26 protein-coding genes are annotated in these 25,381 nt (G+C 61.5%); 11 read left to right on the top strand and 15 right to left on the bottom strand.

The annotated features are described in order from the left end of the window. Window positions 1-3 precede the first annotated feature (3 nt). Complete coding sequence (locus RCH10_RS11950) at window positions 4-1,524, bottom strand: 3-hydroxyacyl-CoA dehydrogenase (RefSeq protein ID WP_409052526.1); 1,521 nt, start codon at window positions 1,522-1,524, stop codon at window positions 4-6. Between the two features lie 145 nt (window positions 1,525-1,669). Between RCH10_RS11950 and RCH10_RS11945 the strand changes: the two genes are divergently transcribed. Then, window positions 1,670-3,892, top strand: coding sequence for a hypothetical protein (locus RCH10_RS11945; protein ID WP_409052525.1), 2,223 nt, complete (start codon window positions 1,670-1,672; stop codon window positions 3,890-3,892). Window positions 3,893-3,916: 24 nt separating this feature from the next. On the opposite strand, the gene RCH10_RS11940 is transcribed toward RCH10_RS11945, so the two are convergent. The 4 genes from RCH10_RS11940 to lexA form a co-directional block, all read right to left on the bottom strand. Beyond that, window positions 3,917-5,080 carry an MFS transporter gene (locus RCH10_RS11940; RefSeq protein ID WP_409052524.1) on the bottom strand — a complete coding sequence of 388 codons (1,164 nt, stop codon included), beginning with the start codon at window positions 5,078-5,080 and terminating at the stop codon, window positions 3,917-3,919. An 8-nt stretch (window positions 5,081-5,088) separates the two neighbouring features. Continuing rightward, the gene (locus tag RCH10_RS11935; protein ID WP_409052523.1) at window positions 5,089-6,096 is read right to left on the bottom strand and encodes a D-2-hydroxyacid dehydrogenase family protein; all 1,008 of its coding nucleotides are present in this window, start codon (window positions 6,094-6,096) and stop codon (window positions 5,089-5,091) included. A gap of 83 nt (window positions 6,097-6,179) precedes the next feature. Next, window positions 6,180-6,545, bottom strand: coding sequence for a hypothetical protein (locus RCH10_RS11930; RefSeq protein ID WP_323495080.1), 366 nt, complete (start codon window positions 6,543-6,545; stop codon window positions 6,180-6,182). A 140-nt stretch (window positions 6,546-6,685) separates the two neighbouring features. Continuing rightward, window positions 6,686-7,360: a transcriptional repressor LexA gene (gene lexA / locus RCH10_RS11925; RefSeq protein WP_323495278.1), complete on the bottom strand. Its 675-nt coding sequence runs from the start codon at window positions 7,358-7,360 to the stop codon at window positions 6,686-6,688. Between the two features lie 72 nt (window positions 7,361-7,432). On the opposite strand from lexA, the gene RCH10_RS11920 reads away from it, so the two are divergent. Continuing rightward, entirely contained in the window at window positions 7,433-8,452 is a 1,020-nt protein-coding gene (locus RCH10_RS11920) for an asparaginase (RefSeq protein WP_409052522.1), read from the top strand. A gap of 77 nt (window positions 8,453-8,529) precedes the next feature. On the opposite strand, the gene adk is transcribed toward RCH10_RS11920, so the two are convergent. From adk to RCH10_RS11890, 6 genes are all read right to left on the bottom strand, one after another. Next, window positions 8,530-9,186, bottom strand: coding sequence for an adenylate kinase (gene adk, locus RCH10_RS11915; protein ID WP_323495082.1), 657 nt, complete (start codon window positions 9,184-9,186; stop codon window positions 8,530-8,532). 149 nt (window positions 9,187-9,335) lie between these two features. After that, a complete protein-coding gene (kdsB, locus tag RCH10_RS11910; protein WP_409052521.1) occupies window positions 9,336-10,136 on the bottom strand; it encodes a 3-deoxy-manno-octulosonate cytidylyltransferase in 801 nt (266 codons plus the stop codon). Window positions 10,137-10,204: 68 nt separating this feature from the next. Then, entirely contained in the window at window positions 10,205-10,387 is a 183-nt protein-coding gene (locus RCH10_RS11905) for a Trm112 family protein (RefSeq protein ID WP_187052178.1), read from the bottom strand. Then, a complete protein-coding gene (gene lpxK / locus RCH10_RS11900; RefSeq protein ID WP_409052520.1) occupies window positions 10,368-11,360 on the bottom strand; it encodes a tetraacyldisaccharide 4'-kinase in 993 nt (330 codons plus the stop codon). The genes RCH10_RS11905 and lpxK overlap by 20 nt, the downstream gene beginning before the upstream one ends. 2 nt (window positions 11,361-11,362) lie before the next feature. Then, on the bottom strand, window positions 11,363-11,788 hold the full coding sequence (locus RCH10_RS11895) for an ExbD/TolR family protein (protein WP_409052519.1): 426 nt from the start codon (window positions 11,786-11,788) through the stop codon (window positions 11,363-11,365). A gap of 18 nt (window positions 11,789-11,806) precedes the next feature. Next, on the bottom strand, window positions 11,807-12,439 hold the full coding sequence (locus RCH10_RS11890) for a MotA/TolQ/ExbB proton channel family protein (protein ID WP_323500713.1): 633 nt from the start codon (window positions 12,437-12,439) through the stop codon (window positions 11,807-11,809). A gap of 310 nt (window positions 12,440-12,749) precedes the next feature. On the opposite strand from RCH10_RS11890, the gene xseA reads away from it, so the two are divergent. After that, window positions 12,750-14,063 (top strand): exodeoxyribonuclease VII large subunit, encoded by a 1,314-nt coding sequence (gene xseA, locus RCH10_RS11885; RefSeq protein ID WP_409052518.1) that lies wholly within the window; start codon window positions 12,750-12,752, stop codon window positions 14,061-14,063. A 48-nt stretch (window positions 14,064-14,111) separates the two neighbouring features. Next, window positions 14,112-14,693 (top strand): superoxide dismutase, encoded by a 582-nt coding sequence (locus RCH10_RS11880; protein WP_261802378.1) that lies wholly within the window; start codon window positions 14,112-14,114, stop codon window positions 14,691-14,693. A 78-nt stretch (window positions 14,694-14,771) separates the two neighbouring features. Here RCH10_RS11880 and RCH10_RS11875 read toward each other — a convergent pair whose 3' ends face one another. The 3 genes from RCH10_RS11875 to RCH10_RS11865 all read right to left on the bottom strand — a co-directional run bounded on the left by RCH10_RS11875 (window position 14,772) and on the right by RCH10_RS11865 (window position 15,992). Further along, entirely contained in the window at window positions 14,772-15,236 is a 465-nt protein-coding gene (locus RCH10_RS11875) for a DUF192 domain-containing protein (RefSeq protein ID WP_323500659.1), read from the bottom strand. Between the two features lie 88 nt (window positions 15,237-15,324). After that, window positions 15,325-15,519: a hypothetical protein gene (locus RCH10_RS11870; protein ID WP_409052517.1), complete on the bottom strand. Its 195-nt coding sequence runs from the start codon at window positions 15,517-15,519 to the stop codon at window positions 15,325-15,327. A 155-nt stretch (window positions 15,520-15,674) separates the two neighbouring features. After that, the gene (locus RCH10_RS11865; protein WP_187052174.1) at window positions 15,675-15,992 is read right to left on the bottom strand and encodes a cell envelope biogenesis protein TolA; all 318 of its coding nucleotides are present in this window, start codon (window positions 15,990-15,992) and stop codon (window positions 15,675-15,677) included. 365 nt (window positions 15,993-16,357) lie between these two features. On the opposite strand from RCH10_RS11865, the gene clpS reads away from it, so the two are divergent. From clpS to RCH10_RS11840, 5 genes are all read left to right on the top strand, one after another. After that, entirely contained in the window at window positions 16,358-16,717 is a 360-nt protein-coding gene (gene clpS, locus RCH10_RS11860) for an ATP-dependent Clp protease adapter ClpS (RefSeq protein ID WP_409052516.1), read from the top strand. Window positions 16,718-16,793: 76 nt separating this feature from the next. Then, a complete protein-coding gene (gene clpA / locus RCH10_RS11855; protein WP_409052515.1) occupies window positions 16,794-19,115 on the top strand; it encodes an ATP-dependent Clp protease ATP-binding subunit ClpA in 2,322 nt (773 codons plus the stop codon). Window positions 19,116-19,289: 174 nt separating this feature from the next. Then, window positions 19,290-20,735 (top strand): cardiolipin synthase, encoded by a 1,446-nt coding sequence (gene cls / locus RCH10_RS11850; RefSeq protein ID WP_409052514.1) that lies wholly within the window; start codon window positions 19,290-19,292, stop codon window positions 20,733-20,735. Between the two features lies 1 nt (window position 20,736). Further along, window positions 20,737-22,176, top strand: coding sequence for an exodeoxyribonuclease I (gene sbcB, locus RCH10_RS11845; RefSeq protein ID WP_409052513.1), 1,440 nt, complete (start codon window positions 20,737-20,739; stop codon window positions 22,174-22,176). A 348-nt stretch (window positions 22,177-22,524) separates the two neighbouring features. Then, on the top strand, window positions 22,525-22,857 hold the full coding sequence (locus RCH10_RS11840) for an FHA domain-containing protein (RefSeq protein ID WP_409052512.1): 333 nt from the start codon (window positions 22,525-22,527) through the stop codon (window positions 22,855-22,857). 46 nt (window positions 22,858-22,903) lie between these two features. Here the strand turns inward: RCH10_RS11840 and RCH10_RS11835 are convergent, their stop codons facing one another. Continuing rightward, entirely contained in the window at window positions 22,904-23,677 is a 774-nt protein-coding gene (locus RCH10_RS11835; RefSeq protein WP_409052511.1) for a response regulator transcription factor, read from the bottom strand. Between the two features lie 156 nt (window positions 23,678-23,833). On the opposite strand from RCH10_RS11835, the gene RCH10_RS11830 reads away from it, so the two are divergent. Next, window positions 23,834-24,595: a winged helix-turn-helix domain-containing protein gene (locus RCH10_RS11830; RefSeq protein WP_409052510.1), complete on the top strand. Its 762-nt coding sequence runs from the start codon at window positions 23,834-23,836 to the stop codon at window positions 24,593-24,595. Next, on the top strand, window positions 24,592-25,311 hold the full coding sequence (locus tag RCH10_RS11825; RefSeq protein WP_409052509.1) for a hypothetical protein: 720 nt from the start codon (window positions 24,592-24,594) through the stop codon (window positions 25,309-25,311). Before RCH10_RS11830 ends, RCH10_RS11825 begins: the two co-directional genes overlap by 4 nt. Window positions 25,312-25,381: the final 70 nt, after the last annotated feature.

Raw genomic sequence — 25,381 nt, 5'->3', positions numbered from 1 at the left:
TTCTCACTCTTCTTCATGGAGCAGGCTCAGGCCGAGTGCGCCGCGGCGACGCAGCCACGGGCTCGGTCGATAACGCGGATCGCCGTAGACCGTCTGCAGGTTGAACAGCACTTCGAGCATGTTCGTCGGGCCGTACAGATTGCCCATGGCCAGGGGACCTTGCGGATAGCCCAGGCCGAGCTTCACCGCTGTCTCGAGATCGGGTGGCGAGCAGACGCGCTGCTGGCACATGTCGGCAGCGATGTTGACGATGGTCCCGATCACGCGCTGGGTGACGAAGCCGCCACTGTCGCGGATCACGCTCACCGGCTTGCTATCGCGTGAGAAGAGCGCATGCGCCGTGTCGCGCATGTCGCGCCGCGTGGCGGGGTTGGTCGCAATCACACGGCGCTTCGTCGCAGCGTCTTCGATCATCAGGTCAATGCCGATGGTGCGCGTGGCGTCGAGGCGTTCCACCGCTGCGACGGTGGTCACGTCGAAGCCCAGCGGCGCGACCACGATGAGCGCCGCGGAGGAAGGTGTCGCACCGCTTTCGAGTTGGGCGCCGAGCGCATGAATGAGCTTGAGCAGGTCGGCGCGGCGTGCGGCGCGGGGTGACACCCAGACGGCCGGCGTCGCATCGATCACCGGTACGGGCGGTTCCGCTGCTTGCTGCATGACACCATCGACATAGCGATAGAAGCCCTCGCCGGTCTTGCGGCCGAGCGCGCCGGCCGCCAGACGCTGCGCGGTGATCACGCTCGGGCGAAAGCGCGGCTCGTCGTAATACTGGCGGTAGATCGATTCCATGACCGGATGCGAGACGTCGAGCGCGGTCAAATCCATCAGTTCGAACGGACCGAGGCGAAAGCCAGCCTGGTCTTTCAGGATGCGGTCGATGGTCGCGAAATCGGTGACGCCTTCACCCACGATGCGCAGGGCCTCAGTACCGAAACCGCGGCCGGCATGGTTGACGATAAAGCCTGGCGTGTCGTTCGCCCGCACCGCGCTGTGGCCCATCTGCACGGCATAACCGGCCAGGCGGTCGCAAATTGCGGGGTCGGTCTTGAAGCCTGCAATGACTTCGACCACCTTCATCAGTGGCACCGGATTGAAAAAGTGGAAGCCCGCCATGCGCTGCGGGTGTGCCATCACCGCAGCGATAGCCGTCACCGACAACGACGAGGTGTTGGTCGCCAGCGTTGCGCCAGGTGCCACCACCGCTTCTAGATCCTTGAAGAGCGCTCGCTTGACGCCCAAGTCTTCGACGATGGCTTCGATCACCAAGTCGCAATCGGCAAGTTGTTGCATCGACGACACAGGATGAACCCTTGCGATGAGGGCATCGCGTGTGGCTTCGTCGAGTTTCCCTTTTTCGTGCAATTTTTGCCATTGGGCGACAAGCGCCTCCTTCGCGCGCTCCGCTGCGCCATCGAAACTGTCCAGCACGAGCACTTGGCTTCCGGCTTGTGCCGCGATTTGTGCAATGCCCCGGCCCATGGCGCCGGCGCCGACCACGCCGATCTTGGAAAAATTCACACTCATTTGATAATTGTCTCCATAGGGAATTTTCGACTCTGACGCACGTGTCAGAATGTGTCTACTTCCGATTGCTTTTGGGCTCATTTTGCAACTCCGACGCATCGCAGCCGCTCTGATTTCTATCGGGGTTGCGCTCCCATCATTCGCTTTGACGATCGGTCGTCCTCAAGGGTCGACCTGGATCGGCAAGCCTGTAGATCTCGTCATTCCGCTCACCCTCGAAGAGGGCGATGGCGGGGATTCGCTGTGCCTGGAAGCAGAGGTTCTGCAAGGCGACACGCGGATAGACGACAAACGCGTAACTGTATCCCTCGAACCGGGCAGCAGCGCCACTGCGCCCCGTATGCATGTCAGATCGACCGTGATCGTCGACGAGCCGGTCGTGACGGTTGCAGTGAGCGCAGGGTGCGCCACCCGCTCCACGCGCCGCTATGTGCTGCTTGCCGATGTGCCTGCGGATATCGCGGTGCCTGGCGTAACGACTTCACCGGGCGGGCGCTCGTCGAGCAATGGCTCGACCGGAAGTTCAGCGTTCTCCTCCTCGGACAGCAGATTCGGCGGCGACTCGAATGGATCGTTCAACGGTGCGACATCCGGTGCAGCAGCAGCGCGCCGCAGTGCCGCGCCACGCGTCGTCCGTCCTCGCGATCCTGACGCCGCGGCTGCAGCACCCCGTCGGCCCGCACCGGCCAAACCGCCGGCGCCTTCACGTCGCGTCGTGGTCGCTGCCGCACCTGTTGCACCCCCCGCGGCATCACCCGTCGCGCCTCGCACGCCTGCACCAGCCGCAACCGCTGCTGCTGATGCAAAACCGGCCGCGAGCGTTGGCCCGCGCCTGCAACTCGACGCGATGGAGCCAACAGCGGCACGCGACGCGGGCCTGAAGGCTTCTCCCGAACTGATAGCAGCGCCCGTTGATGATCCTGCCAAGCGTGCCGAAGCTGCCGCGCTTTGGAAGGCCGTTGGTACGCCATCCGAAGATGCCCAACGCGATGCGCAGCGCATGCAAACGCTCGAAGCGACGTTGACTGCCTTGCGCGAGCAAACCGCTCAAAACCAGCGCACGCTGCTCGAAATGCGCCAGGAGCTTGCGGCTGCCCGCGACAGCCGCTACCGCAACCCGCTTGTCTACGCGTTGATCGCTTTGTTGCTGCTGGCACTGATCGGCATGCTGTTGCTGTGGCGCCTAGCCAAGCGAGCCGCAGCGCCTGCATGGTGGGGCGAAGCGCCGGCCGCTGGCGGACGCGCACCCGAGGAACCGGGCGCAGGCGGCATGCCTCGCAGCGCTGGCCGGTTGCCAGAGCCACGCGCATTTCCGACGCGTCAGGTTGCTGCGGTGTCACGCCCCGCGCCACTCGACGACATCGAGCCCGCCTATCTCAGTGGCTACGGCTCGCTGGAAAACACAGTGGTTCGCACGCCTGATGGTGCGCCAGTGCGCCCAGTTAACACCGAGGAGTTGTTCGACGTGCAGCAGCAGTCGGACTTCTTTTTGTCATTAGGGCAGCACGACCAGGCCATCGCCGTATTGAGCGAACACATCGCCGACAACCCGGGCACCAGCGCATTGGCGTACCTCGATTTGCTGCGCATCTTCCACTCGCTCGGACGGCGCGATGACTACGCGCGCCTGCGCCACGAGTTTGAGCGCGCTTTCAATGCCGACGTGCCGGAATTCGACAAATTCTCGGAAGCCGGACGCGGCCTCGAACACTATCGCAGCACGCTGGCACGCATCGAGTCGCAGTGGCCGGCACCTGGTACGCTGGCATTGATAGAAGAGCTGGTGTTCCGCAAACCCGGAACGCACGGCGACGAAGCGTTCGACCTGGCCGCCTATCAAGAGCTTCTGTTGCTGTATTCGGTGGCAAAGGAAGTCATCGACCCTGACAGCGCGCCGCCAGCGCCCGTCACTCCGCTGTCGTTCGTCGATACCTTCGGCCACGAGCTCGAGCCGACGATGCCGGCACCGATCGATCGCGAAATTCCAACCCGCGAGATGCCACTCGAGACTCTCGAAGCGGAGTCGCCACCCGATGCCATCGAGGGTGCGCCGACGTTGCCGGATTCGATCTATGGCGGCATCGACGACGGGTTGCAGCACAACACGGCGTATGTTCAGGCGCCCACCACTTTGCCCCCTGCTGCCGTTCCGCCAGCGGCGCGCCCACGCGCTCCGCATCGTCCGGGTGTCGATCTGGACCTGGCCGAGTTCGACAAGACGGCCTACGAAACGATGCCGGCACCCATCGAGGTACCCGCTCCGCCGGCAGAGCGTGAGAAAAATCCGCACATCATCGACTTTGATCTTTTTGATCCGGCAACCGAGGCCGAAATCGCGCCGAAGAAGTCGCCAGACACAAAACGCTGAGGTCAGGCTCGGGGCCTCGGCGTTTTACGCCGTGACGACAGGCCTCTGAGCGCGATCGACCAAAAAGCTCAGTAGCATCGCGGCCAGCACCGTCGCGAGGCCGACCCAGTGCATGGAATCGATCGCGTCATGTGCAAGCATCCAGCCGCCAGCGCCAGCACCCACTGCCTGACCGATGTAGATGCCGGAGCTGTTGAGCGCGACAGAGCCGGACGCAAGTGTCGGTGCCAAGCCCACCAAGCGCGCTTGCTGCGCTGAGTTGGCAGCAAAGCAGCCCAGACCCCAAGGCACCAGAACCAGGGCCATCGATGCCATGGTCATCCCCAGCGGCCAGAGCAGCAGGCTCACCGCGATCATCGCTGTGGTGAGCATGACCATGCGCCCCGCGCCCAGCCGATCGATGTTCCGGCTGACCAGTACGTTGCCGATGAGACCGCATGCGCCAAACCATGCCCACATGAGGCTGAGCGATGTCGCGTCCGCGTTCAGTGTCAGCTTCAAGATCGGGGCGAAGTAGCTCGACAACACGAATTGCCCGACGCCCTGCAATGCGGTGACCGACACCACGCCCATGAGGATCGGACTCTTCAAGACGCGCCCCCAGGCTGCGCGTGACAAGGCGGCCGGATGAATGTGGGCCGGCAGAGTGAACCAGATGCCGATCGCGCTTGCAACCGAGAGCGCCGAGATGACCATGAAGGCGCTGCGCCAGCCGAAGTGACCTCCAATGAGCGCGCCGATGGGAAGGCCCAGCACGGACGCCATCGACCAGCCGAGAAAAACGAAGGTGACGGCCCTGCCGCGCTGCTCGGGCTGTACGAGCAGGCCAGCGCAGGCAGCCGACTGCGCAGTGAAAATCGCAGGCGCGATCACCGTCAGTGTGCGCACCAGCAGCAAACCACCAAAGTCGCTCGTCAGCGCGCCGACGGCATGGCCAGCCGCATACCAGAGCATGGTGCAGGCGAGGAGCACGCGGCGGTCCCACCCGGCGAACACGGCTGCCAGCAGCGGTGCGCCAAGGCACATCACGATGGCCGCCACCGTGATGAGCTGCCCGGCCGTCGCTGCGCTAACCGCCAGCGACGCGCTGATCTCGTTGAGCGTGCCGGGCACCACCATGACCCCGGTGCCGATGACGAAGTTACCGGCAAGCAGAGCCCATAGCGCGCCTGGGAGCGGCGGGCGCACCGCCGATGTCAACGTCGAACCTGCAGCGCGCCCGGGTTGACGATGTTGGTCGGGTTGCCCTTGATAAAGCTCACAACGTTGTCGAAAGCCTGACCGAAATAGAGCTCGTAGCTGTCTTGCTCGACATATCCGATGTGCGGCGTGCAGATGCAATTCTCGAGCCGCAGCAGAGCATGTCCTTGCAGCGGTGGCTCGCTTTCGAAAACGTCGATAGCGGCAAGCCCGGGACGGCCGCGATTGAGCGCAGCCAGCAAGGCGTCGGGCTCGACCAGTTCAGCGCGTGAGGTGTTGACGAAGAGGGCGGTCGGCTTCATGCGAGACAAGTCCTCCAGCTTGACGGCACCGCGCGTCTCTTCGTTGAGCCGTAGGTGGACCGACAGCACGTCTGCGGCCATGAAGAAGGCCTCTCGGCTCGGCGCGACCTGAAAGCCATCGGAGCGCGCCTTGGCGCAGCTGGCCTCACGGCCCCAGATCACCACCTGCATACCAAATGCCTGGCCGTAGCGCGCGACCAGTTGACCGATACGGCCGTAGCCCCATATGCCGAGCGTCTTGCCCTTCAGCACCGAGCCGAGGCCGAAATTGGCCGGCATCGACGCCGATTTAAGGCCTGACTGCTGCCACGCGCCGTGCTTCAGATTGCTGATGTACTGCGGCAGACGGCGCATCGCCGACATGATGAGCGCCCACGTCAGCTCGGCCGGGGCCAGTGGCGAGCCGGAACCTTCTGCCACCGCAATACCTTGCTCGCTGCACGCGGTGACGTCAATGTGACTGCCGACGCGGCCGGTCTGCGAAATCAGTTTGAGCTTGGGAAGCTTCTCGACCAGCTGCCGCGATATCTGCGTCCGCTCGCGAATGAGCACGATCACATCGGCGTCTTTCAAGCGCACCGAAAGTTGTCCGATGCCTTTGACGGTGTTCGTATAAACCTTGGCTGCGTAGGCGTCGAGTTTGGCGGCGCAGCGCAGCTTGCGCACCGCGTCCTGGTAGTCGTCGAGGATCACAATGTTCATGACGTGCCATTGTGCCTCGCGTCATCGGCCTTAACAGGCAGTCGACGTCGTTGTCGCCACGTAAGGCGGCAACGAAATGTTCGTCAGTGAAGTCGATGGCGACCGTCGACTGTCTCGGCAGCCTCGAGTGCGGCCAGTCGATCTAGTTCGGCGCACACGTCCGCTATGCGACCCGAAATCACCACGCGGCCCGTGCGACGACCGGGCTCCTGCGGGTCAACGACACGCACCACGCGCAGCGGACGCGACGGCGAAACGGCGCTTGCGCAACCCGGCTCCGCCGCCCGCGAACCACATGACGGCCTGACCGCGACATAGCGCAAGCCGGTCGCGTTTCTGCGCGGCGATGCGGCGAGCCCTCTATTGGGCAACCAGCGATCGGCCAGCAACTGCATCGGCATCCATAGGTCGGCGAAGAGGTCTGAAAAAGTAAGCGAAGCGAGTCCCATGCGATCTCCAAATAGGTCAGAGGTTGAACACAGGCAGGATTGCTTGAACGGCTGTGCCAGGGTGATGGCTCTTCGCCATACGCCCGCCACCTGTCGCAGCCGGTTTTTGCGCGCTGAATGCGCGTAAGAAAGGTACTACCTCACATCAGCATCGTGTTGCGGATGAGGCCAACGGCGAGCCCTTCGATCTCGAAAGGTTCGCCAGGCTGCACGATGATGGTTGGATAATCTGGATTCTCGGCGTGTAGCTCGATGACTTGCTTGTTGCGGCGCAAACGTTTGACGGTCACTTCATCGCCCAGTCGCGCCACCACTATCTGCCCGTTACGCGCCTCCTTGGTGGACTGCACAGCCAGCAGGTCGCCATCCATGATCCCCGCGTCGCGCATCGACATGCCGCGGACCTTGAGCAAATAGTCGGGCTGCCGCTGGAACAGCGTGTTCTCGACGTAGTAGGTTCGATCGACATGCTCTTGCGCGAGGATGGGCGAACCGGCGGCTACGCGACCAATCAGCGGCAGCGCCAGTTGAGCCATGCCCGGCAGTGAAAGCGAAAACTGGTTGTTGCGCGACTCGTTGAGCGAACGGAGCGCATCGCCCCGAAGCCGGATGCCGCGCGACGTGCCACTGATGAGGTCGATGACGCCCTTGCGTGCCAAGGCCTGTAAGTGCTCTTCTGCCGCATTGGCCGATTTGAAGCCGAGTTCGGTTGCGATTTCTGCACGGGTGGGCGGCGCACCAGTGCTCGCGATGGCGCTCTGGATAAGGTCCAGAATTTGTTGCTGGCGGGCGGTAAGCTTCACTGCGAATTGCATGGGAACTCCTTGCGGCACTGGTTGAATGTCCAGTAGCTGTATTTTTAAACAGTTTTTCAAAGTTTGCAAGCCATGATGAAGTCAGAGGGATCGGAAGTGCGTCGCCTTGTGGTGCTGGGCACCGGGGGCACGATCGCCGGCCGTGCGGCATCCGCTGGGGACAACCTCGGCTACACCGCGGGCGAGGTGGGCGTCGCAGCTCTGCTCGCTGGGATTGGAGCGCCATCTGGCGTGACGCTAGTTGCCGAACAGGTCGCGCAGCTCGACAGCAAGGACATGAGCTTCGATGTGTGGCACAAGCTGGCGCAACGATGCATGCATTGGTCGAACGTGCCCGACGTGATCGGCATCGTCATCACGCACGGCACCGACACGCTCGAAGAGACAGCGTTTTTTTTGCACTCTGTGTTGCCTGCGGAGAAGCCCGTGGCGCTGACTTGCGCTATGCGCCCGGCCTCCGCACTCGCGCCCGATGGTCCGCAAAATGTGCGCGATGCGATTGCCGTAGCAGCGACCGCGGGCGCCCGCGGCGTGACCGTGGTGTGTGCAGGCACCATTCACAGCGCCATCGATGTCCAGAAGGTACACACCTACCGGCTCGATGCCTTCGCGTCCGGGGACGCCGGGCCGCTTGGCTATGTGGAAGAAGGGGCGGTGCGCCGCCTCCGTGACTGGCCGGGCGCCCCTGACGCCAAGGTCGGTACTGCCGGCCTCGACGCAGCAGTCAAACTCAAAGTGATCAGCACGGACGTCGAATGGCCGCGCGTGGAGATCATCATGAGCCACGCGGGTGCGACCGGTGCAGTCATCGATGCGCTGATGGCGCATGGCGCGGAGGATGCGGCCGGTCCGGTCCGCGGCCTCATCCTCGCTGCGACGGGCAACGGCACGCTGCACCACGCGATCGAAGCGGCCGCGGCTCGAGCGCACGCGGCCGGCATCGAAGTTCGACGTGCAACACGCTGCGTCAACGGCCGCATCCTGCCGCGCGGTGACGACACGTGGCCCGACGCCGGCGGCTTGTCCCCGGTCAAAGCGCGCATCGCGTTGATGCTTGAGTTGATGTTGGCTTCGCCACCTGTTTCGGCTTGAGGTGGCCTGGGGCTCAACCCATCAAAGGCGCAAAAAAAGCCGCCGCAGCGACTTCTTCGTTCGCCTCGAAGGCTACCTCAGCTGCTCAAAGCCGTCAGCGCGCGTTGCGTGATTTCGTCAACCGAGCCCACGCCACTGATGGCGCGGTATTTTGGCGCTGCCGTCGGATCAGACTTGGCCCAAGTCGCGTAATAGTCGACCAGCGGTCGCGTTTGCTCGCTGTAGACGTCGAGCCGCTTGCGGACGGTTTCTTCCTTGTCGTCTTCGCGCTGGATGAGTTCGTCGCCCGTGACGTCGTCGTGCCCAACGCGCTTCGGCGGGTTGAACTTGACGTGGTAGGTACGGCCTGAGGCCGGGTGCGATCGGCGACCGCTCATGCGATCGATGATGTCCGAGAAAGGCACGTCGATTTCAAGGACGTAGTCGAGCTTTACGCCCGCTGCACGCATCGAATCTGCTTGCGGAATGGTGCGCGGGAAGCCGTCGAACAAAAAGCCGTTGGCGCAGTCGGGCAATGCCAGCCGCTCCTTTACCAAATTGATGATGAGGTCGTCGCTCACCAACGCACCCGAAGCCATGACCGCCTTGGCCTGCAAACCGAGCGGCGTGCCGGCCTTGACGGCAGCCCGCAGCATGTCGCCGGTCGAGATTTGCGGAATGGCGTACTTCTGGCAGAGGAAGGCGGCTTGCGTGCCTTTGCCTGCCCCGGGGGCGCCCAACAAAATCAGTCTCATGGTGTCCTCGGAAGGTTCTTGGAATTTGTGTCGCGCCAAGCCTGCCGAGGCGTCGATCTACGGGGCAATGCCGGGCGGAGTCGGGTCGAGGATAGCATGCGACTTCGTGCTGAAATGCCGGCAAATCCCGCTTGCAGTTGCGGTCGCGATCAGGCTTTTTCAAAGATCGCGCGTACGCGCTGCAAGTCTTCAAGCGTATCGACGCCGGGACCCGGCGCCTGCTGCGAGACATGAACGGCGATCCGGTGTCCGTGCCACAGAACGCGCAGTTGTTCGAGTGCCTCGATGGCCTCGATCGGCGCTGGAGGCAGGTTTGGAAAGCGTTTCACGAAACCGGCCCGGTAGCCATAGATGCCGATGTGCCGCAAAGGCGGTGGCGTCGGCATCGCGGGGGTGGTGACCTTGCTATTTTGGCCGCCCTGGCCGGCGCCGTCTCTCCACCAAGGAATCGGCGCGCGGCTGAAGTACATCGCAAACCCTTTGGCGTCGAGCACCGCTTTCACGACATTGGGATTCACGAAATCTGCAGGGTCATCAATCGCGTGCACCGCAGTGCTCATCGGCGCATCAGGGTTGGCGGCGAGCGTCTCTGCCACCGCATCGATCAACGATGGATCGATCAGCGGCTCGTCGCCTTGCACGTTGACCACGATCGCGTCGTCTGCGAGCCCGAGTTGAATGCAAGCCTCGGCCAGCCGGTCGCTTCCGCTGGGGTGGTCGGCGCTGGTCAGCAGCGCGAGGATGCCGTGGGCTTCGCAGGCGGCCACGATGCTCGGATGATCGGCTGCGACCACCACGCGATCGGCGCGCGACGATCGCGCTCGCTGCGCCACCCGCACGACCATCGGCAAACCGGCGATGTCCGCCAGAGGTTTGTCTGGCAGGCGGCTGGAGGCAAGGCGTGCCGGGATCAAGACTATGAAAGCGGCGTTGGCCGTTGGCGCGGGCACCGGCTCAGCAAAGTGCTCAATCACCGGCGCAATAACGGGCTCAAGAGACGAGTGACCGGCCGGCTGAGTCAAAGCCCAAGCTCTTCATCCGACAAGGTTCTGGCTTCGTCTTCGAGCAGCACGGGAATCCCGTCGCGCACCGGGTAGGCCAGACGCGCGCTGCGCGACGAAAGCTCCTGCTTGTCGGCGTTCCATGTCAGCGGGCCCTTGGTCACGGGGCAAACGAGCAGTTCAAGCAGCTTGGTATCCATCGGCTGATGATAGCTTTGCATCGAGCGCCGCGAAGAAGCCGGGTTCGGGCGTGAAGACCAGCGGCACGGCAAACGCTTCCGGCGTCGAGCGCCAAAGTTTCAATGCGTCTTTTTCCGTGCAAAGGAGCCGGGTTGCACGCGGCTGCGCCCAGACCCAGCCCTTGAAGTCGTGATGGTCGGGCAGCGCGATCCGCTGTGCGATCCGCACGCCACGGGCTGCCAGCATGTCGAAGAACGCGTCGGGGCGGGCGATGGCCGCTACGGCATCGACCTCCGGACCGGCGAGGTCGGCGAGCGGCGTGCGCATTTCGTTGCTCTGCACTGCGTCGCCGCCCAATTCGCGGGTGGCCTTGAAGCCGGCAAACGCAGGACGCGTTCCCGTATGCAGCACCAGGTCGCATCGCCGCGGCCACGTTTCCCGCAATGGGCCTGCGGGCAGCAGCCAGCCGTTGCCGACGCCGCGATCGTCGAACACGCAGATTTCGATGTCGCGTGCGAGCGCCAAATGCTGCAGGCCATCGTCGCTGACGATCACCTGTATGTCGGGATGGCGCGCCAGCAGCGTCTGTGCCGCTACGACGCGTCGTCTTGCCACGACCACTGGCGCGCCGGTCGAACGCCGTATTAACGCGGGTTCGTCGCCCACTTCGGCAGGATCGGAGTCGTTCGAGACTTCGCGGCAATCGGTCGTGTTCCGACCGTAGCCGCGCGACACCACGCCGACGCACAAGCCCTGGCTTTGCAGATGTCTGACGATTGCCATGACAACAGGCGTTTTGCCCGAGCCGCCCGCGATCACGTTGCCGACCACGATCACCGGAACGCCAACGCGCGTGGTCTTCAAAACCCCGAAGCGAAAGAGCAGGCACCGAAAGCCGGTGAGTACACCGTAAACCGCGGCCAGCGGCAGCAGCAGCCGCGCCAGTGCGCCGCGTCGCAGCCACTCGCGCTGCAGCTGCAGGCCAGTCTGCAAGGCTAGCGCCCCGCCTGCGCGGCCGATTGGGTTGCGAAGGTGATCTGCATAAGGCCAACGCGCCGTGCTGCTTCCATGACAGTGATGACCGCCTGGTGCGGCGACATCGCGTCCGCGCTGATGATGATGACGTTGTCCTTGGCTCCGTTACTCGCAGCAGCCAGCGCAGCCGCTACGCTTTCCACGCTGTGGTCGGGCAGGACATTCTTGTTGATCGAATAGCGACCATCCGCCGACACCGCAACGATCACTTCTTTCGGATAGTCGCGTTGCGCATCCGCATCCGCCACCGGCAACTTGAGTTGCATTTCGGTGAACTTGCTGTACGTCGTCGACAGCATCAGAAAAATCAGCACCACCAGCAACACGTCGATGAACGGAATCAGATTGATCTCCGGCTCATCGCGCGCGCCGTGTCGAAAGTGCATGCGTCCGGGCTTCATCGGTTACTTGCGCAGCGCGTTGAGGTGCCGCGCAAAGCGCTCGCCGGCAAGTTCGAGATTCAGCAAATACTCGTCGACTCGGGTGCGAAAGTAGCGCCAGAAAATCAGTGTCGGAATGGCTACGATGAGGCCGAAGGCAGTGTTGTACAGAGCGATCGAGATGCCGTGGGCCAGCTGTGCCGGGTTGCCTGCTCCCACCGCCCCGCCGGCCGACGATTGCGAGCCGAAGATTTCGATCATGCCGATGACCGTACCAAGCAGCCCGAGCAACGGCGCTGCCGAAGCGATGGTCGCCAGTGCCGGCAACCAGCGTTCGAGCTTGTGAGCAACCGTGCGACCGGATGCCTCCATCGCTGCCCGAAGATCGTCTTCAGTACAACGCGGATTCGCGTTCAGCGCACGAAAGCCGGCAGCCAGCACCTGGCCAAGAAACGAATTATTTTCCAGCTTTGTCACCACGTCTGGCCCCGGGATCGAGGTCTGCGACACGGTAATGGCTTCGTCGAGCAGCTTTGGGGGCAGCACACGGGCGGTTTTCAGGCTGGTGAATCGTTCGATGACGAGCGCGAGCGCAAGTATTGAACAGGCGAGCAGCGGCCAGATTGGCCAGCCCGCAGCAACTATGATCGAAAACAAAGAACCCTCCGGCCCGTGGATTGCAAATGCGCGGCGATTATCCACCGAGCCCGCTTCACAAAGTGCAATGTGCTGCTGTAGGCGCCGACGCACAGATTCTGTGGATAACTTTGTGAGTAACACCATGAGCAACCGATGCGAAACCACGCCCGCCGTGGCTTTCGCTGGATCGATTGAATTTTGAGCAGCTGTTTCTCCAATCGAATCAACGAGTTGCACCGCAACTCGGGCGGCTTGCTGGCCTGTCAGGCCTGTTTGCTGATCGCAATGTGGAATGTGGACGAGTCGATAAGCGGCAAGGCGAATAGTGATGAGTGACAACGGACTTTTTTCGGCACCAGGTGGTCGGGTATGGGCCGTTGGCGCGCTGTGCCACGCCGTGGGCGACGCGCTCGAAGCGCGCTTCAACCCAGTGACCGTGCGCGGTGAAATTTCCGGTTTCACCAGGGCGTCGAGCGGTCACTGCTATTTTTCCTTGAAGGACGAATCTGGGCAACTGCGCAGCGCCATGTTCCGCCGCGCTGCGAGCCTGCTCGACTTCGTGCCGCGCGATGGTGATCAGGTCGAAGTGCGCGGCCGGCTTACCGTTTACGAGCCGCGCGGCGACCTGCAGCTGGTGGTCGAAAGTCTGCGGCGTGCGGGGCAGGGCGCGCTCTTTGAGCAATTTTTGCAGCGCAAAGCCAAGCTCGAAGATGAGGGCCTTTTCGATCCGGCGCGCAAACGACCGCTGCCGTCGATGCCCCGCGCCATCGGGTTGGTTACGTCGACGGGCGCCGCGGCCTTGCACGATGTCGTGACCGCACTGCGCCGTCGTGTACCGCACATACCGGTCGTGCTGTCGCCAGCCGCAGTGCAGGGAGCGAATGCGCCCGCCGAACTGGTGCGTGCATTGCAGGCGCTCTACGCGATGCAGCCGCCGGTCGATGTCATCCTGCTGGTGCGAGGCGGCGGTTCGATCGAAGATCTGTGGGCCTTCAACGATGAAACGCTGGCGCGCACCATCGTGCAAAGCCCGGTGCCGATCATCTGTGGCGTCGGCCATGAAACCGACTTCACCATTGCGGACTTTTGCGCCGACCTTCGTGCGCCGACACCTACTGCCGCCGCAGAACTTGTCGCCGCACCGCAGGAGCTGTGGCTCGGTGCGCTGGGGTTGATCGAGGAGCGGCTCGTCGGTGCGGTGGGCAGTCGCATCGATGTCTTGAACCAGCGTCTCGATTTGGCGGCCGGTCGTCTCGCACGTCCTTCGACCCTTGTCGCTCGGCAGAGGTTGCGGCTGACTTACCAGGCGCAGCGCTTGCACTATGCGGTGCTGTCTAAAACCCAGCGGGCGGGGGAGGTTCAAACCCGGCTGCGGGCGGATTTCCCGCAACAACTCAAGCGCAGTCAGGCGCAGCGGCGTGAGCGGCTGGAGCGCGTGGCCTCACGGTTGCGCCTGCTGGACCCGGCGCTGGTGCTGCAGCGCGGCTATGCATGGCTCACCGACACGGAAGGCCGCGCCGTCACGAGCGTCTCGCAGCTCCACGTGGAGGACGCGGTTGAAGTACGACTTGCCGACGGTGCCGTCGACCTTGGCGTGACGGGCGTGCGGCCAACGGGCACGCGTCCGACACCACCATCGTGATTCCTTTCTAGAATGCTTTATCCCACAACCAACCCGCGAGAAAAAAACATGGAACACGTTCTGCCACCCCTGCCATACCCAATGGACGCATTGGCTCCGGAGTACTCAAAAGAAACGTTCGAGTATCACTACGGCAAGCATCACAACGCCTACGTCGTGAACCTGAACAACCTGCAAAAGGGCACCGAGTTCGAGAGCATGACTTTGGAAGAGATCATCAAGAAGTCGAGCGGCGGCGTCTACAACAACTCGGCCCAGGTCTGGAACCACACGTTTTTCTGGAGCTGCATGAAGCCACAGGGCGGCGGCACCCCCACCGGCGCTTTGGCAAAGGCCATCGATGCCAAGTGGGGCGGCTACGACGCATTCAAGGAAGCCTTCGTGAAGTCAGCTGTCGGCAACTTCGGCTCTGGCTGGACGTGGCTTGTGAAAAAGCCTGATGGCTCGGTCGACATCGTCAATACCGGCGCTGCCGGCACACCGCTGACCACTGCCGACACGGCTCTTCTGACGGTCGATGTTTGGGAACATGCCTATTACATCGACTACCGCAACCTGCGCCCAAAATTCGTCGAGACGTTTCTGGCAAAGCTTGCGAACTGGGACTTCGCAGCAAAGAACTTCGGTTAAGCCGGTACTCTGCGGAGACAGTAAAAGCCGACTCGCGGGTCGGCTTTTTTGTGGGCATCGAGTTGGTGTCACCGCCGATCAACGCTGCATTTCGAACGGTGCTCCAGCGAGCTTGTTTCCTTTCTTCAGGTTCTTTTTGGCGAACCAGCCTTGGTTCATCTCAAGAACGTATCGGACCGGTTCTTCTGAGCAATGCGAGTCTTCGGTCTGCGGCTTCATGTCCGCCAGATTGACGATGCGCCCGTCATCGGCAACGAATGCCGCGGTCAGCGGCAAGATCGTGTTCTTCATCCAGAAGCACTGCGTCGCTGGTTGCTCGAAAATGAACAGCATGCCTTCTGCCTGGGGCATTTCCTTGCGGAACATCAGGCCGACCTCGCGCTGTTGAGGCGTCATCGCCAACTGTGTGTCTATCTGGTACATGCCGGCGGTGAGTTTGACGCGCCGGAGGTCGAGTTGCGGCTCTTGTGCCTGGGCAGGCAGAGCCAAGAACAACGCCATGAAGGCAGACAGCGCGAGCAAGGCGACGAAACGCTGGAACATGAACAGGGACTTTCAAAATGCGAAGGCACAATTCTCGGCGCAAAAAAAAATGCCCGCAGGCGCGGGCATCGTCGGCAAGCGGTGAGACTTACATCGCGTGGCGGCGGACGGCCTTGCGGTGGTGGTAATGACGAGCCATGACCTTGTGCTTCTTCATGTGATGCACCGGCGCGTGCGCCACTGTGTGGACATGCGCCACCGGAACGGTGACGTGAGCGGGAGCCTGGGCAAATGCGCCAGCAGAAAAGAGACCGGCGACGAGAACGGCAAGCAGCTTGTTCATGAGAAATCCTGTGAATCGTTGATTTAAGAACCCTCCCCCTGTGGAAGGACCCACGTTCAACGAATGCCATGCGTGGCGGTTGACACGTTTGCTCACAGCCCACGCGAAAAAAAAGCGCCCTCAGGGCGCTTCTTTCAATCTGGCGGAGAGCCGAATTAGTTGGGCGTGCCGCCCTGCGTGCTGCGGCGCTTCAGGCTGCCGTCCTTGTTGCGACGACGTGCATCGCGCGTTTCGGCGCGGGCTTCACCTGCAGCGGCTGCCTTGCCGGTACCGATGGCGCCGCCTTCGGCCGTCTTGGGTTCGTCGCCGCCTGGCGCCTTGACCATGCCAGCAGGACGCGCAGCGACCTTGGCTTCTGCTTTGGCAGCAGACTTGCCTTGGGCCGTGGGGTCGAGTTCGCCTGGCTTCGTGGCTTGGGCGTAGGCACCGGCTGCGAACAGGCCGGCGATCATGACTGCGAGAACTTTGCTCATTACGGATTCCTCAGTGGATTGATTTTAAAACGCCTCCCGGCCAGCAGAAGGTCAGTCAACAACGATGCCGTTGGGCATGCGGTTGACAGCGACCCGCGCCTCCTCCGGTTGCATCTAAAATTCTAAGGCTATTCAGTCGGCCGAAAACGCACTGTCGCTACGTCGCCACTTCTTGCCAAAAGTTCACCGTGTAGTGCGCCTTCATCCAACTCGCACCTTCGCGACACCGTCTCGGCGTGTGGGTCCGGGCTTTTTTGTAGTGACCCCGAAGCGTTCACGATACCGAAGCCTTGATTTGTCGGCAAGCTGCCACCAATTCCTCTCACCCCGGCACGCCGCTTGCACGCTCTATAGAATCATTTTTCATGGCAACCAGAATTCCCTCGACCCCCAAGACACCGCCGGCCCAGAAGCCGCGGCGGGACGATGGCGACTCGGTCGTCCTCGAGCGTCGACCGCAGAAAACAGCACCTCCTCAGATGTACCAGGTGGTCATGCTGAACGACGACTACACCCCGATGGAGTTCGTCATCGTCGTGATTCAGGAGTTCTTCAGCAAGGACCGCGAAACGGCAACCCAGATCATGCTGAAGATTCATTTGGACGGCCGCGGCGTTTGCGGGGTTTATTCCCGCGACATGGCTGCCACCAAAGTAAATCAGGTAACGGAGGCGGCCCATCAGGCCGGCCATCCGTTGCAATGCGTGAGTGAGCCTATCGAATGAACGCAATGAACCTGTTGATTTCGGTACGCTCCAACCCATCTGAGTTTTTATTTACAGAAAGGCAAAAGGAAATCACATGATTGCCCAGGAACTGGAAGTCAGCTTGCACATGGCCTTTGTCGAGGCACGGCAGCAGCGCCACGAGTTCATCACCGTAGAGCACTTGTTGCTCGCTTTGCTGGACAACCCGAGCGCCGCAGAAGTCTTGCGAGCCTGCTCGGCAAACGTAGACGACCTGCGCGCGTCGCTCACCAACTTCATCAAGGACAACACCCCGCAGGTGGCTGGTACCGACGATGTAGATACACAGCCCACACTGGGTTTCCAGCGCGTGATTCAGCGCGCGATCATGCATGTGCAATCCACCGGCAACGGCAAGAAGGAAGTCACCGGCGCCAACGTGCTGGTCGCGATCTTCGGCGAGAAGGATTCGCACGCCGTGTACTACTTGCACCAGCAAGGTGTCACGCGCCTCGACGTGGTGAATTTCATAGCTCATGGCATTAAAAAGAGCGATCCGCCGGAAGCCGCCAAGGGCGCGGGCGAATCGTCTTCGAGCGAGAGCGAAGAGGGTGGGAGTGAGAAGAACGAGAAGGCTTCGCCACTCGAACAGTTCACTCAAAATCTGAATCAGATGGCCAAGGAAGGCAAGATCGATCCGCTGATCGGCCGCGAGTACGAGGTCGAACGCGTGATCCAGATCCTGTGCCGCCGGCGCAAGAACAATCCGCTGCTGGTCGGTGAAGCCGGCGTTGGCAAGACCGCGATTGCCGAAGGCCTCGCATGGCGCATTACCCAGAACGAAGTGCCAGAGATCCTGGCTGAAGCTCAGGTTTATTCGCTCGACATGGGAGCATTGCTGGCGGGCACCAAGTACCGCGGTGACTTCGAGCAGCGCCTGAAGGGCGTGCTCAAGTCGCTCAAGGACAAGCCAAACGCAATTCTCTTCATCGACGAAATCCACACCCTCATCGGTGCAGGCGCTGCTTCGGGCGGCACGCTGGATGCCTCCAACTTGCTGAAGCCGGCGCTTTCGAGCGGCCAGCTGAAGTGCATCGGTGCGACCACCTTCACCGAATACCGCGGCATCTTCGAAAAGGACGCGGCCCTGTCGCGCCGCTTCCAGAAGGTCGATGTGGTCGAGCCGACCGTGCAGGAAACGGTCGACATCCTGAAGGGCTTGAAATCTCGCTTCGAAGAGCATCACGGCGTCAAGTACGCGGTGGCGGCTCTGCAAGCTGCGGCTGAATTGAGCGCTAAATACATCAACGACCGCCATTTGCCAGACAAGGCGATCGACGTCATCGATGAAGCGGGCGCGGCCCAACGCATCTTGCCGCCGAGCAAGCGCAAGAAGACCATCACCAAGACCGAGGTCGAGGACATCGTCGCGAAGATTGCGCGCATTCCCCCGGCCAATGTCAGCAATGACGATCGCGGCAAGCTGCAGACCATCGAGCGCGACCTGAAGAGCGTCGTGTTCGGCCAGGACAAGGCACTCGAAGTGCTGGCATCCGCAGTCAAGATGGCGCGCTCCGGCCTCGGCCGTGCAGACAAGCCGATTGGCTCGTTCCTGTTCAGCGGCCCCACTGGCGTCGGCAAGACTGAAGCGGCCAAGCAGCTTGCCTACATCATGGGCATCGAGCTGATTCGTTTCGACATGTCGGAGTACATGGAACGTCATGCGGTGAGCCGCCTGATCGGTGCACCTCCGGGCTACGTTGGTTTCGACCAGGGTGGTCTCTTGACCGAAGCCGTCACCAAGAAGCCGCATGCGGTGTTGCTGCTCGACGAAATTGAGAAGGCACATCCGGACATCTTCAACGTGCTGCTGCAGGTCATGGACCATGGCACGTTGACCGACAACAACGGGCGCAAGGCCGACTTTCGTAACGTGATCATCGTGATGACCACCAATGCGGGCGCCGAGACCATGAACAAGGCGACCATCGGCTTCACCAATCCGCGTCAAGCGGGCGATGAGATGGCCGACATCAAGCGACTGTTCACGCCGGAGTTCCGCAATCGTCTGGATGCGACCGTCAGCTTCAAGGCGCTGGATGAAATCGTCATCCTGCGCGTGGTGGACAAGTTCTTGCTGCAACTCGAGCAGCAACTGACTGAGAAGAAGGTCGACGTCACTTTCAGCGATGCGTTGCGCAAGCACCTCGCGAAGAAGGGCTTCGATCCGTTGATGGGCGCTCGCCCCATGCAGCGCTTGATCCAGGACACGATTCGTCGCGCGCTGGCCGACGAATTGCTCTTCGGACGGCTGATCGACGGCGGCCGTCTGTCGGTCGATGTCGATGACAAGGGCGAAGTGCTGCTCGACATTCAGCCGTTGTCGAAGAAGGAAGGCAAGTCCAAGCCCGAAGCGGAAGAGACTGCGGCGGGTTGACTCTGACACGTTGACTCGAAGTAGTACGCGGCCCCCGTGGTCGCGTCGCCTCCAAAGGCCGGTAGCATTCGCTTCCGGCCTTTGTCGTTTCTGCCTTGGTTCCTTCTTCGCTTCTGTTCTCGTTTCTGTTCTTCCGGCTCTTTTTTTTGGTCGCTCGTTCTTGGCCCGCATCTTTTGATCCTCCCCGAACTCAGCCAGGAATGGAAAACCGGCCTCTCTTTCGCATGGAGCGGCTACATCGCGGTGTTATCGATCTGGATCGTGATGCAAAAGCGCGCGCCGGTGTCGACGATGAGCTGGATACTGTCGCTCGCACTGCTGCCGTTCGCGGGCTTCGTCATCTATTACTTTCTCGGGCCGCAGCGGCTCAAGAAGCAACGCCTCAAGCGTTTGCGAAGCCGTGCCAGCGCCAACGCGACGGCCGACCTCGCCTTGCTTCGCGAGGCACGCCAGCACGCACCGCCTGCGTTACGGCAAATGGCCGGACTGGGCACGGCGACATGCGGCCTGCCGGTGTCGAGCGCCACCGAGGTCGAGTTGCTGTCTGGCGGTGCGCGCACCTTCGATGCCATCTTCGAAGCCATCCGCGACGCGCGCGATCACGTGCACCTCGAGTACTACATCTTCGAGCCCGACACCATCGGCACCGCCCTGCGCGATCTGCTCGTGCAGAAGGCGCAGCAAGGTGTCGTGGTGCGGCTGTTGCTCGACGCTTTGGGCTCCAAGCGCATCGGCCGCAAGTTCATGGCACCGATGCACGCGGCGGGCGTCAAGGTCGCGCTCTTTCATGACACGCGCATCGGCCGACGTTTGCGTCCGATAATCAACTACCGCACCCACCGCAAAATCGTCGTCTGCGACGGCTTTACCGGTTTCACCGGCGGCGTGAATATCACCGACGAGGAAGACAAGCGCACCCGCGCAGACGCATACCACGACGTGCATTTGCGCATAGAGGGCAGTGCGGTGCGCTGGCTGCAAACCACGTTTCTCGAAGACTGGACGTACGCGACCGGCGAAGATCCGCGTGACATGGACGACACCCTGCCGCACTTGCTACCGCGCGCTGAGGCAGGCGATATTCCGGTGCAAATCGTGACCAGTGGTCCCGACAGCCCACTGGAGGCGATCCATCGCATGCATGTGTCTGCGATCAACTCGGCGAACGAGCGCGCATGGCTTACGACGCCGTACTTCGTGCCGGGCGAGCCGGCGCTCATGGCGTTGACTAGCGCTGCTCTGCGCGGTGTCGATGTGCGCCTGCTGGTGCCTCGGCGCAGCGATAGTTTGGTGGTCAGCGCGGCGGCGCGCTCGTACTTCGACGAGTTGATCGCCGCCGGCGTCAAGGTGTGGGAGTACAAGGCGCGCATGCTGCACTCGAAGACCCTTCTGGTCGACGACAACTGCGCGATGATCGGCACCGCCAACTTCGACAATCGCAGCTTTCGCCTCAACTTCGAAGTGATGGCCGTGGTCTATGGCCCGGCGCTCGCCAAGCCGTTGGCTGCGCAGTTCGAAACCGATCTGCACAATTCTGCTGCGGTGCGTGCCCGCCGCCATCAGACTTTTCAGGGCCGCCTCTGGGAAGCTGTCGCTCGTCTTTTTTCACCGTTGCTCTGACATGTCCCACACCTTTCTTTGGCACGACTACGAAACTTTCGGTGCGATACCACGGCGCGACCGGCCATCGCAGTTTGCAGCGATTCGCACCGACGCGGAGCTGAATGAAATCGGCGAGCCGCTCATGATCTATTGCAAGCCGGCGTCCGACTATTTGCCGAGTCCCGAGGCCTGCCTGATCACCGGCATCACGCCGCAGTTGTGCCTCGAGCGCGGCATTGCCGAGCACGAATTTGCGGCGCAGATTGAACGTGCCTTTGCGCAACCCGGTACCGTTGGCGTCGGCTACAACACCATTCGCTTCGACGACGAAGTCACCCGATTCATGTTCTGGCGGAACCTGATCGATCCGTACTCCCGCGAGTGGCAAAACGACTGCGGCCGATGGGATTTGCTCGACGTGGTGCGCCTCACCTGGGCGTTGCGCCCCGACGGCATCGAGTGGCCGAAGAAAGAAGACGGCAAGCCCAGCTTCAAGCTGGGCGACTTGGCACGCGCTAATGGGCTGCTGCACGAGGCTGCGCACGATGCGCTGTCCGACGTGCGCGCGACCATCGCGCTGGCGCGGCTGATTCGCGACAAGCAGCCCAAGCTCTTCGAGTTCGCCTTCAGCCTGCACAAAAAGGACCGCGTCGTGCGTGAGCTCGGCCTGCCGTCCACGCGTGAAACGGCAAAGCCCTTCCTGCACGTGTCCGGCATGTTCCCAACCCAGCGCGGCTGCCTGGCCGTCATGTGGCCGCTCGCGAGCCATCCGACGAACAAGAACGAACTGATCGCCTGGGATCTTGCATACGATCCTGCCGAGTTGCGCGATCTGGATGTCGAAACGTTGCGATTGCGCATGTTCACGCGCACGGCAGACTTGCCGGAAGGCGTGCTGCGACTGCCGGTCAAAGGCATTCATCTCAACAAGTCGCCGATGGTCGTGGGCAACCTGCGCACGCTCGCGCCGGCGATGGCCGAACGGTGGGGCATCGACCTCGAAGCGGCTTCGCGCAACGCCGAGATCGCACGCGGCTTGCCCGACATGAGCGCGATCTGGCCACAGGTCTATGCGCGGCCCAAAGAGGCCACCCCTGACGTCGATGAAGACCTGTACGGCGGCTTTGTTGGCGATGCGGACCGTCGTCGTTTGCTGCGCGTGCGCGGCCTGTCTCCGGCCGACCTTGCGCGCGAGCGCGTCGGCTTCGACGACGCGCGGCTCGAAGAGATCGTGTTCCGCTACCGCGCGCGCAACTGGCCCGAGACGCTGACAGCCGAAGAAACCGAGCGATGGGAAGCGCATCGCGCGGCGCGGTTGCTCGAAGGCGAGGGCGGCGCCCGCAGCGTCGACATGCTCTTTACCGAGATCGATGCCTTGTCGGAAAGTGCAGACGAGCGTGGCGAAGAGCTGCTCGGTGCGTTGTACGAGTACGCCGAGGCGATCGTGCCGGAGCGTTAGTCAACAAGGAGCGTAGTGGTGTCCATCCGTCGCCCGCTAAACGCAGCATTTGGACGCCTTCACTACCAGTCTGCACGTTTGTGTCGAAGATTCACATGCGGCTAGACCTTTGGACACCGCCTCAGGAGTAGCGCATTTGGCTGCGTGACATTCTGCGCGACGCGTGCCTTAGTGTTACTTGAAACCTATCAGAACCTTTTTTTCGCATCTCTGATTTCGGCCCGGCGTTCGACGATGGCGGTATGTCAACCTTAGTCCACATCGTTCTCCTGCTCGTCGCGATGACTTTCACGCTGTGCGTGATGGTCGCCTGAAGCCCGCGCCTCTCTTTGACTCCGGAGGTGCTTCATGAAACGCAGTCTGATTCAACTCGATCACGGTCTTTCCAGGCTGACCATGCTGTGGTCCGACAACGCGGTGATCGGGCGCGATTCGGTGTGCGACGTCGTCGTGCACGACGAGCGCGTCAGTCGGCAGCATGTGTGCATCGCCATGTCGAAGTACACGACCAGCATCCTCGATCTGTCGAGCCGCAACGGCTTGTACGTGAACGGCTTCAAGGTCAAGGTCGGTCAGCTGCTGCATCTCGATGTCATCCGGATCGGCAACACGCGCTTCAGGTTCTTCGAGACTGCGCCGGTCGGACCAGACTCCGCGCTGGCGTTGATGCACAGCACCTGAAGATCACTTGCCGAAGTGATCTTCAGATGGCCTTGGCGTGTCTCTTTCAGCTGTCCAAATCGCGCTCGGCCGCATGGCTGGGCGCCAGCCGGTAACCCTGCCCGTAGATGGTCTGAAGCTGCAACCCGTTGGTTTCCAGCAAAAGTTTGCGGCGAACTTTGAAGATCTGATTGTCCAGAATCCGCGTGCTGCTGGAGCGCGCGTCCTGGTTGGTCGCCTCCAGCAAATAGAACCGCGAGACGACCCGTCCCAGGTTGCGAAACAGTGCGATCGCCAAACTGAACTCACGCTCGCTCAACGTAAAAAGCTGCGGAGGCAAACCGGCACGGATTACCGTAGCGCTCTCGTGGAAAAACTTCCACTCACCGATCGTTTCCACCCAGCCTTTTGCGGTTTCCTGCGGCGTGCGAAAACGTTTGACGCGCGCGACCAGCTCGATCGGCCTGAAAGGTTTGATCACGTAGTCATTGGCGCCTGCGCTGAGTGCCTCGGCCACATCCCGCTCGGCACCGCGGGCGCTGAGCATGATGACCGGCACGGTCAATCGGCGGTAGTCGCGCAGCCATCGCAAGAGCTCCAGCCCATCCAGCCCCGGCACGTTCCAGTCCAGGATCAGAAGGTCGAACGAATCGGTTCGCAGCGTCGTCCGCAGCATCTCACCGTCGGTGAACTGCTCGCAGCTCGTGTTTTCGTAACCGGCCACAGTCAGCGTCTCCAGGGTGGCGACCAGCAATTGCATTTGCGGCAGTTCATCTTCAAGCAAGGCGATACGCATCATTTCTCCCAAGTTTCTCTCTAGATTCTTGTCGAATTGCAACATCCGAATCTACCGAAATCTCCCAACGCGGTAAGAGTTCGGTTAAGCCTGTTCATGATCTGTGACCTTTTAAACAAAATGTAAAAAACAACTGTTCAATACTTTCGAATCCTCACGTTTGCAATGCGGAAAAGGCAAACCAAAGGAATCATCCGGTGCATGAACATCGCTATCGTTGGACCCCGCCCTTCAGCAATCATTCAAGAAATGTTGTCGAAAGTATCAAGCGAAGCCGAGATTTTTTCTTCGCTCGCAGACCTGTCGAAAGCAATGAAGTGGGGCGCCGTGGTCGACCTCGTCGTACTAGGCCTCGGCGAGCAGGCCACGTCGATTGAGGAAGTCGAAATAGCGCACGACAGCCTCGGCGCCAGCATTCCACTGCTGGCAGTGGTCATGCCCAACGCAATAAGCGATATACAACGAAGCGATCACAAAGAGTTCTTCGATTTTCTGGTGCGACCTTTTTCCGATGAGGAATTGGTAGCTCGAATTCAATTGCTTTACAGTAGGTTGGCTTTTAGTCGCAAAGGCGACGAGATAGAAGATGCACTGGAAGTCGGGCCCTACCGATTCGATACTTCCGTGTTTACCATTCATATGGGCCGCCACGAAGTTCATCTGCAACCAAAGCGATTTCGGCTAGCACGTCTGTTGTTCAGTCGAATTGGTCGTACGGTATCGCGTCGAGAAATTTACGAGGCGATATGGCCACGAATGACCAATTCACGCGTGGTCGATACAGCCATTGCTCAATTGCGTAGCGCACTGGAACTCAAAGGCGAGCATGGTTTCATTCTCCGATCGGTACACGGGACAGGCTATTGCCTGATCGATAAAACACAACTCTGGAAATCACCTGCGAGCGACAGAATATACGCGCAGCCGTTGATTACCACGTCCTATGCAGAGGCTGCACAATGATTGAAAAAGGCGCTGGCCCGGTGGCGGCAGTATGGAGTGAAAACGCATTGGAACGCGCCCGGCTGCGACGCTTGCTCGCAGCAAATTGCTGTGCATCGCTGGCCTATGACTCTGCGGCGGGCCTCTTGAAATTGCTTGCGAGCGGCAAGGCGTTGTCGATGATTGTCATCGGGGAAACCCTGGCCGGCGCGTCTGAAAGCGCCGAGCGCATCCGGCTGCTTGTCAACCCGCGCACAGCGTTGATGGTGGTCAACAAGGCGAGTTATTTGCCCTCAGGCGGGTTCGCGCAAGACCCGGCGTTGCGCGTGCTGGACGAAAAAGCAATCCAGGCCAAGGTCAAGCAAGTGCTGGCCAAGGTCAGGGCAGGCGGCAGCATTTCTCCCTCACCGCTGTCGTTCGGCAACTACGAGTTTCGGCCGCCCGGTCAGGTCTTTGTCGAGAACGAATTGAAGTCGCTGAGCGACAGCGCCTTCAGCGTCGCGCTCACGTTCTTTCGCAACCAGAACACCCCGTTGTCCGAGGCGCGTCTCGACATGTCTTCCTGGGATGAAATCCCTGCGCTGATGGGTGGCCCGCCCGAGACCATGACGGATCACCTGCGCAAGCATCTCGAACTCGATGGCCGGCACGGCTTCAACCTGCAGAGTCTTTTGCGATCGGGCTATGTGCTGACCTCCGGGCAAGGTCGAGCGCCGCAAAGAACAGCTGCCCACTGAGGGCTGACGGACGTTCGCGGGGCGGTCGCTGAACAGCCCCGCCGCTGCGAGCACTTGCGCGTCCTCGTAT

The sequence above is a fragment of the Variovorax sp. GrIS 2.14 genome, assembly GCF_046115955.1.
Taxonomy (GTDB): Bacteria; Pseudomonadota; Gammaproteobacteria; order Burkholderiales; family Burkholderiaceae_C; genus Variovorax.
Note: the sequence above shows the minus strand (reverse complement) of the source record. Positions and strands in the feature narration are given on the sequence as shown.

What these genes read in the sequence shown, in the direction of transcription:
- RCH10_RS11950 (WP_409052526.1), bottom strand. Translation starts at nt 1,524, where the DNA reads ATGAGTGTGAATTTTTCCAAGATCGGCGTGGTCGGCGCCGGCGCCATG.
- RCH10_RS11935 (WP_409052523.1), bottom strand. Translation starts at nt 6,096, where the DNA reads ATGAACATTGTGATCCTCGACGACTACCAGGACGCGGTGCGCAAGCTG.
- RCH10_RS11930 (WP_323495080.1), bottom strand. Translation starts at nt 6,545, where the DNA reads ATGGGACTCGCTTCGCTTACTTTTTCAGACCTCTTCGCCGACCTATGG.
- lexA (WP_323495278.1), bottom strand. Translation starts at nt 7,360, where the DNA reads ATGCAATTCGCAGTGAAGCTTACCGCCCGCCAGCAACAAATTCTGGAC.
- RCH10_RS11920 (WP_409052522.1), top strand. Translation starts at nt 7,433, where the DNA reads ATGATGAAGTCAGAGGGATCGGAAGTGCGTCGCCTTGTGGTGCTGGGC.
- adk (WP_323495082.1), bottom strand. Translation starts at nt 9,186, where the DNA reads ATGAGACTGATTTTGTTGGGCGCCCCCGGGGCAGGCAAAGGCACGCAA.
- RCH10_RS11905 (WP_187052178.1), bottom strand. Translation starts at nt 10,387, where the DNA reads ATGGATACCAAGCTGCTTGAACTGCTCGTTTGCCCCGTGACCAAGGGC.
- RCH10_RS11895 (WP_409052519.1), bottom strand. Translation starts at nt 11,788, where the DNA reads ATGCACTTTCGACACGGCGCGCGCGATGAGCCGGAGATCAATCTGATT.
- xseA (WP_409052518.1), top strand. Translation starts at nt 12,750, where the DNA reads ATGAGTGACAACGGACTTTTTTCGGCACCAGGTGGTCGGGTATGGGCC.
- RCH10_RS11880 (WP_261802378.1), top strand. Translation starts at nt 14,112, where the DNA reads ATGGAACACGTTCTGCCACCCCTGCCATACCCAATGGACGCATTGGCT.
- RCH10_RS11875 (WP_323500659.1), bottom strand. Translation starts at nt 15,236, where the DNA reads ATGTTCCAGCGTTTCGTCGCCTTGCTCGCGCTGTCTGCCTTCATGGCG.
- RCH10_RS11870 (WP_409052517.1), bottom strand. Translation starts at nt 15,519, where the DNA reads ATGAACAAGCTGCTTGCCGTTCTCGTCGCCGGTCTCTTTTCTGCTGGC.
- RCH10_RS11865 (WP_187052174.1), bottom strand. Translation starts at nt 15,992, where the DNA reads ATGAGCAAAGTTCTCGCAGTCATGATCGCCGGCCTGTTCGCAGCCGGT.
- clpS (WP_409052516.1), top strand. Translation starts at nt 16,358, where the DNA reads ATGGCAACCAGAATTCCCTCGACCCCCAAGACACCGCCGGCCCAGAAG.
- clpA (WP_409052515.1), top strand. Translation starts at nt 16,794, where the DNA reads ATGATTGCCCAGGAACTGGAAGTCAGCTTGCACATGGCCTTTGTCGAG.
- sbcB (WP_409052513.1), top strand. Translation starts at nt 20,737, where the DNA reads ATGTCCCACACCTTTCTTTGGCACGACTACGAAACTTTCGGTGCGATA.
- RCH10_RS11840 (WP_409052512.1), top strand. Translation starts at nt 22,525, where the DNA reads ATGAAACGCAGTCTGATTCAACTCGATCACGGTCTTTCCAGGCTGACC.
- RCH10_RS11835 (WP_409052511.1), bottom strand. Translation starts at nt 23,677, where the DNA reads ATGTTGCAATTCGACAAGAATCTAGAGAGAAACTTGGGAGAAATGATG.
- RCH10_RS11830 (WP_409052510.1), top strand. Translation starts at nt 23,834, where the DNA reads ATGAACATCGCTATCGTTGGACCCCGCCCTTCAGCAATCATTCAAGAA.
- RCH10_RS11825 (WP_409052509.1), top strand. Translation starts at nt 24,592, where the DNA reads ATGATTGAAAAAGGCGCTGGCCCGGTGGCGGCAGTATGGAGTGAAAAC.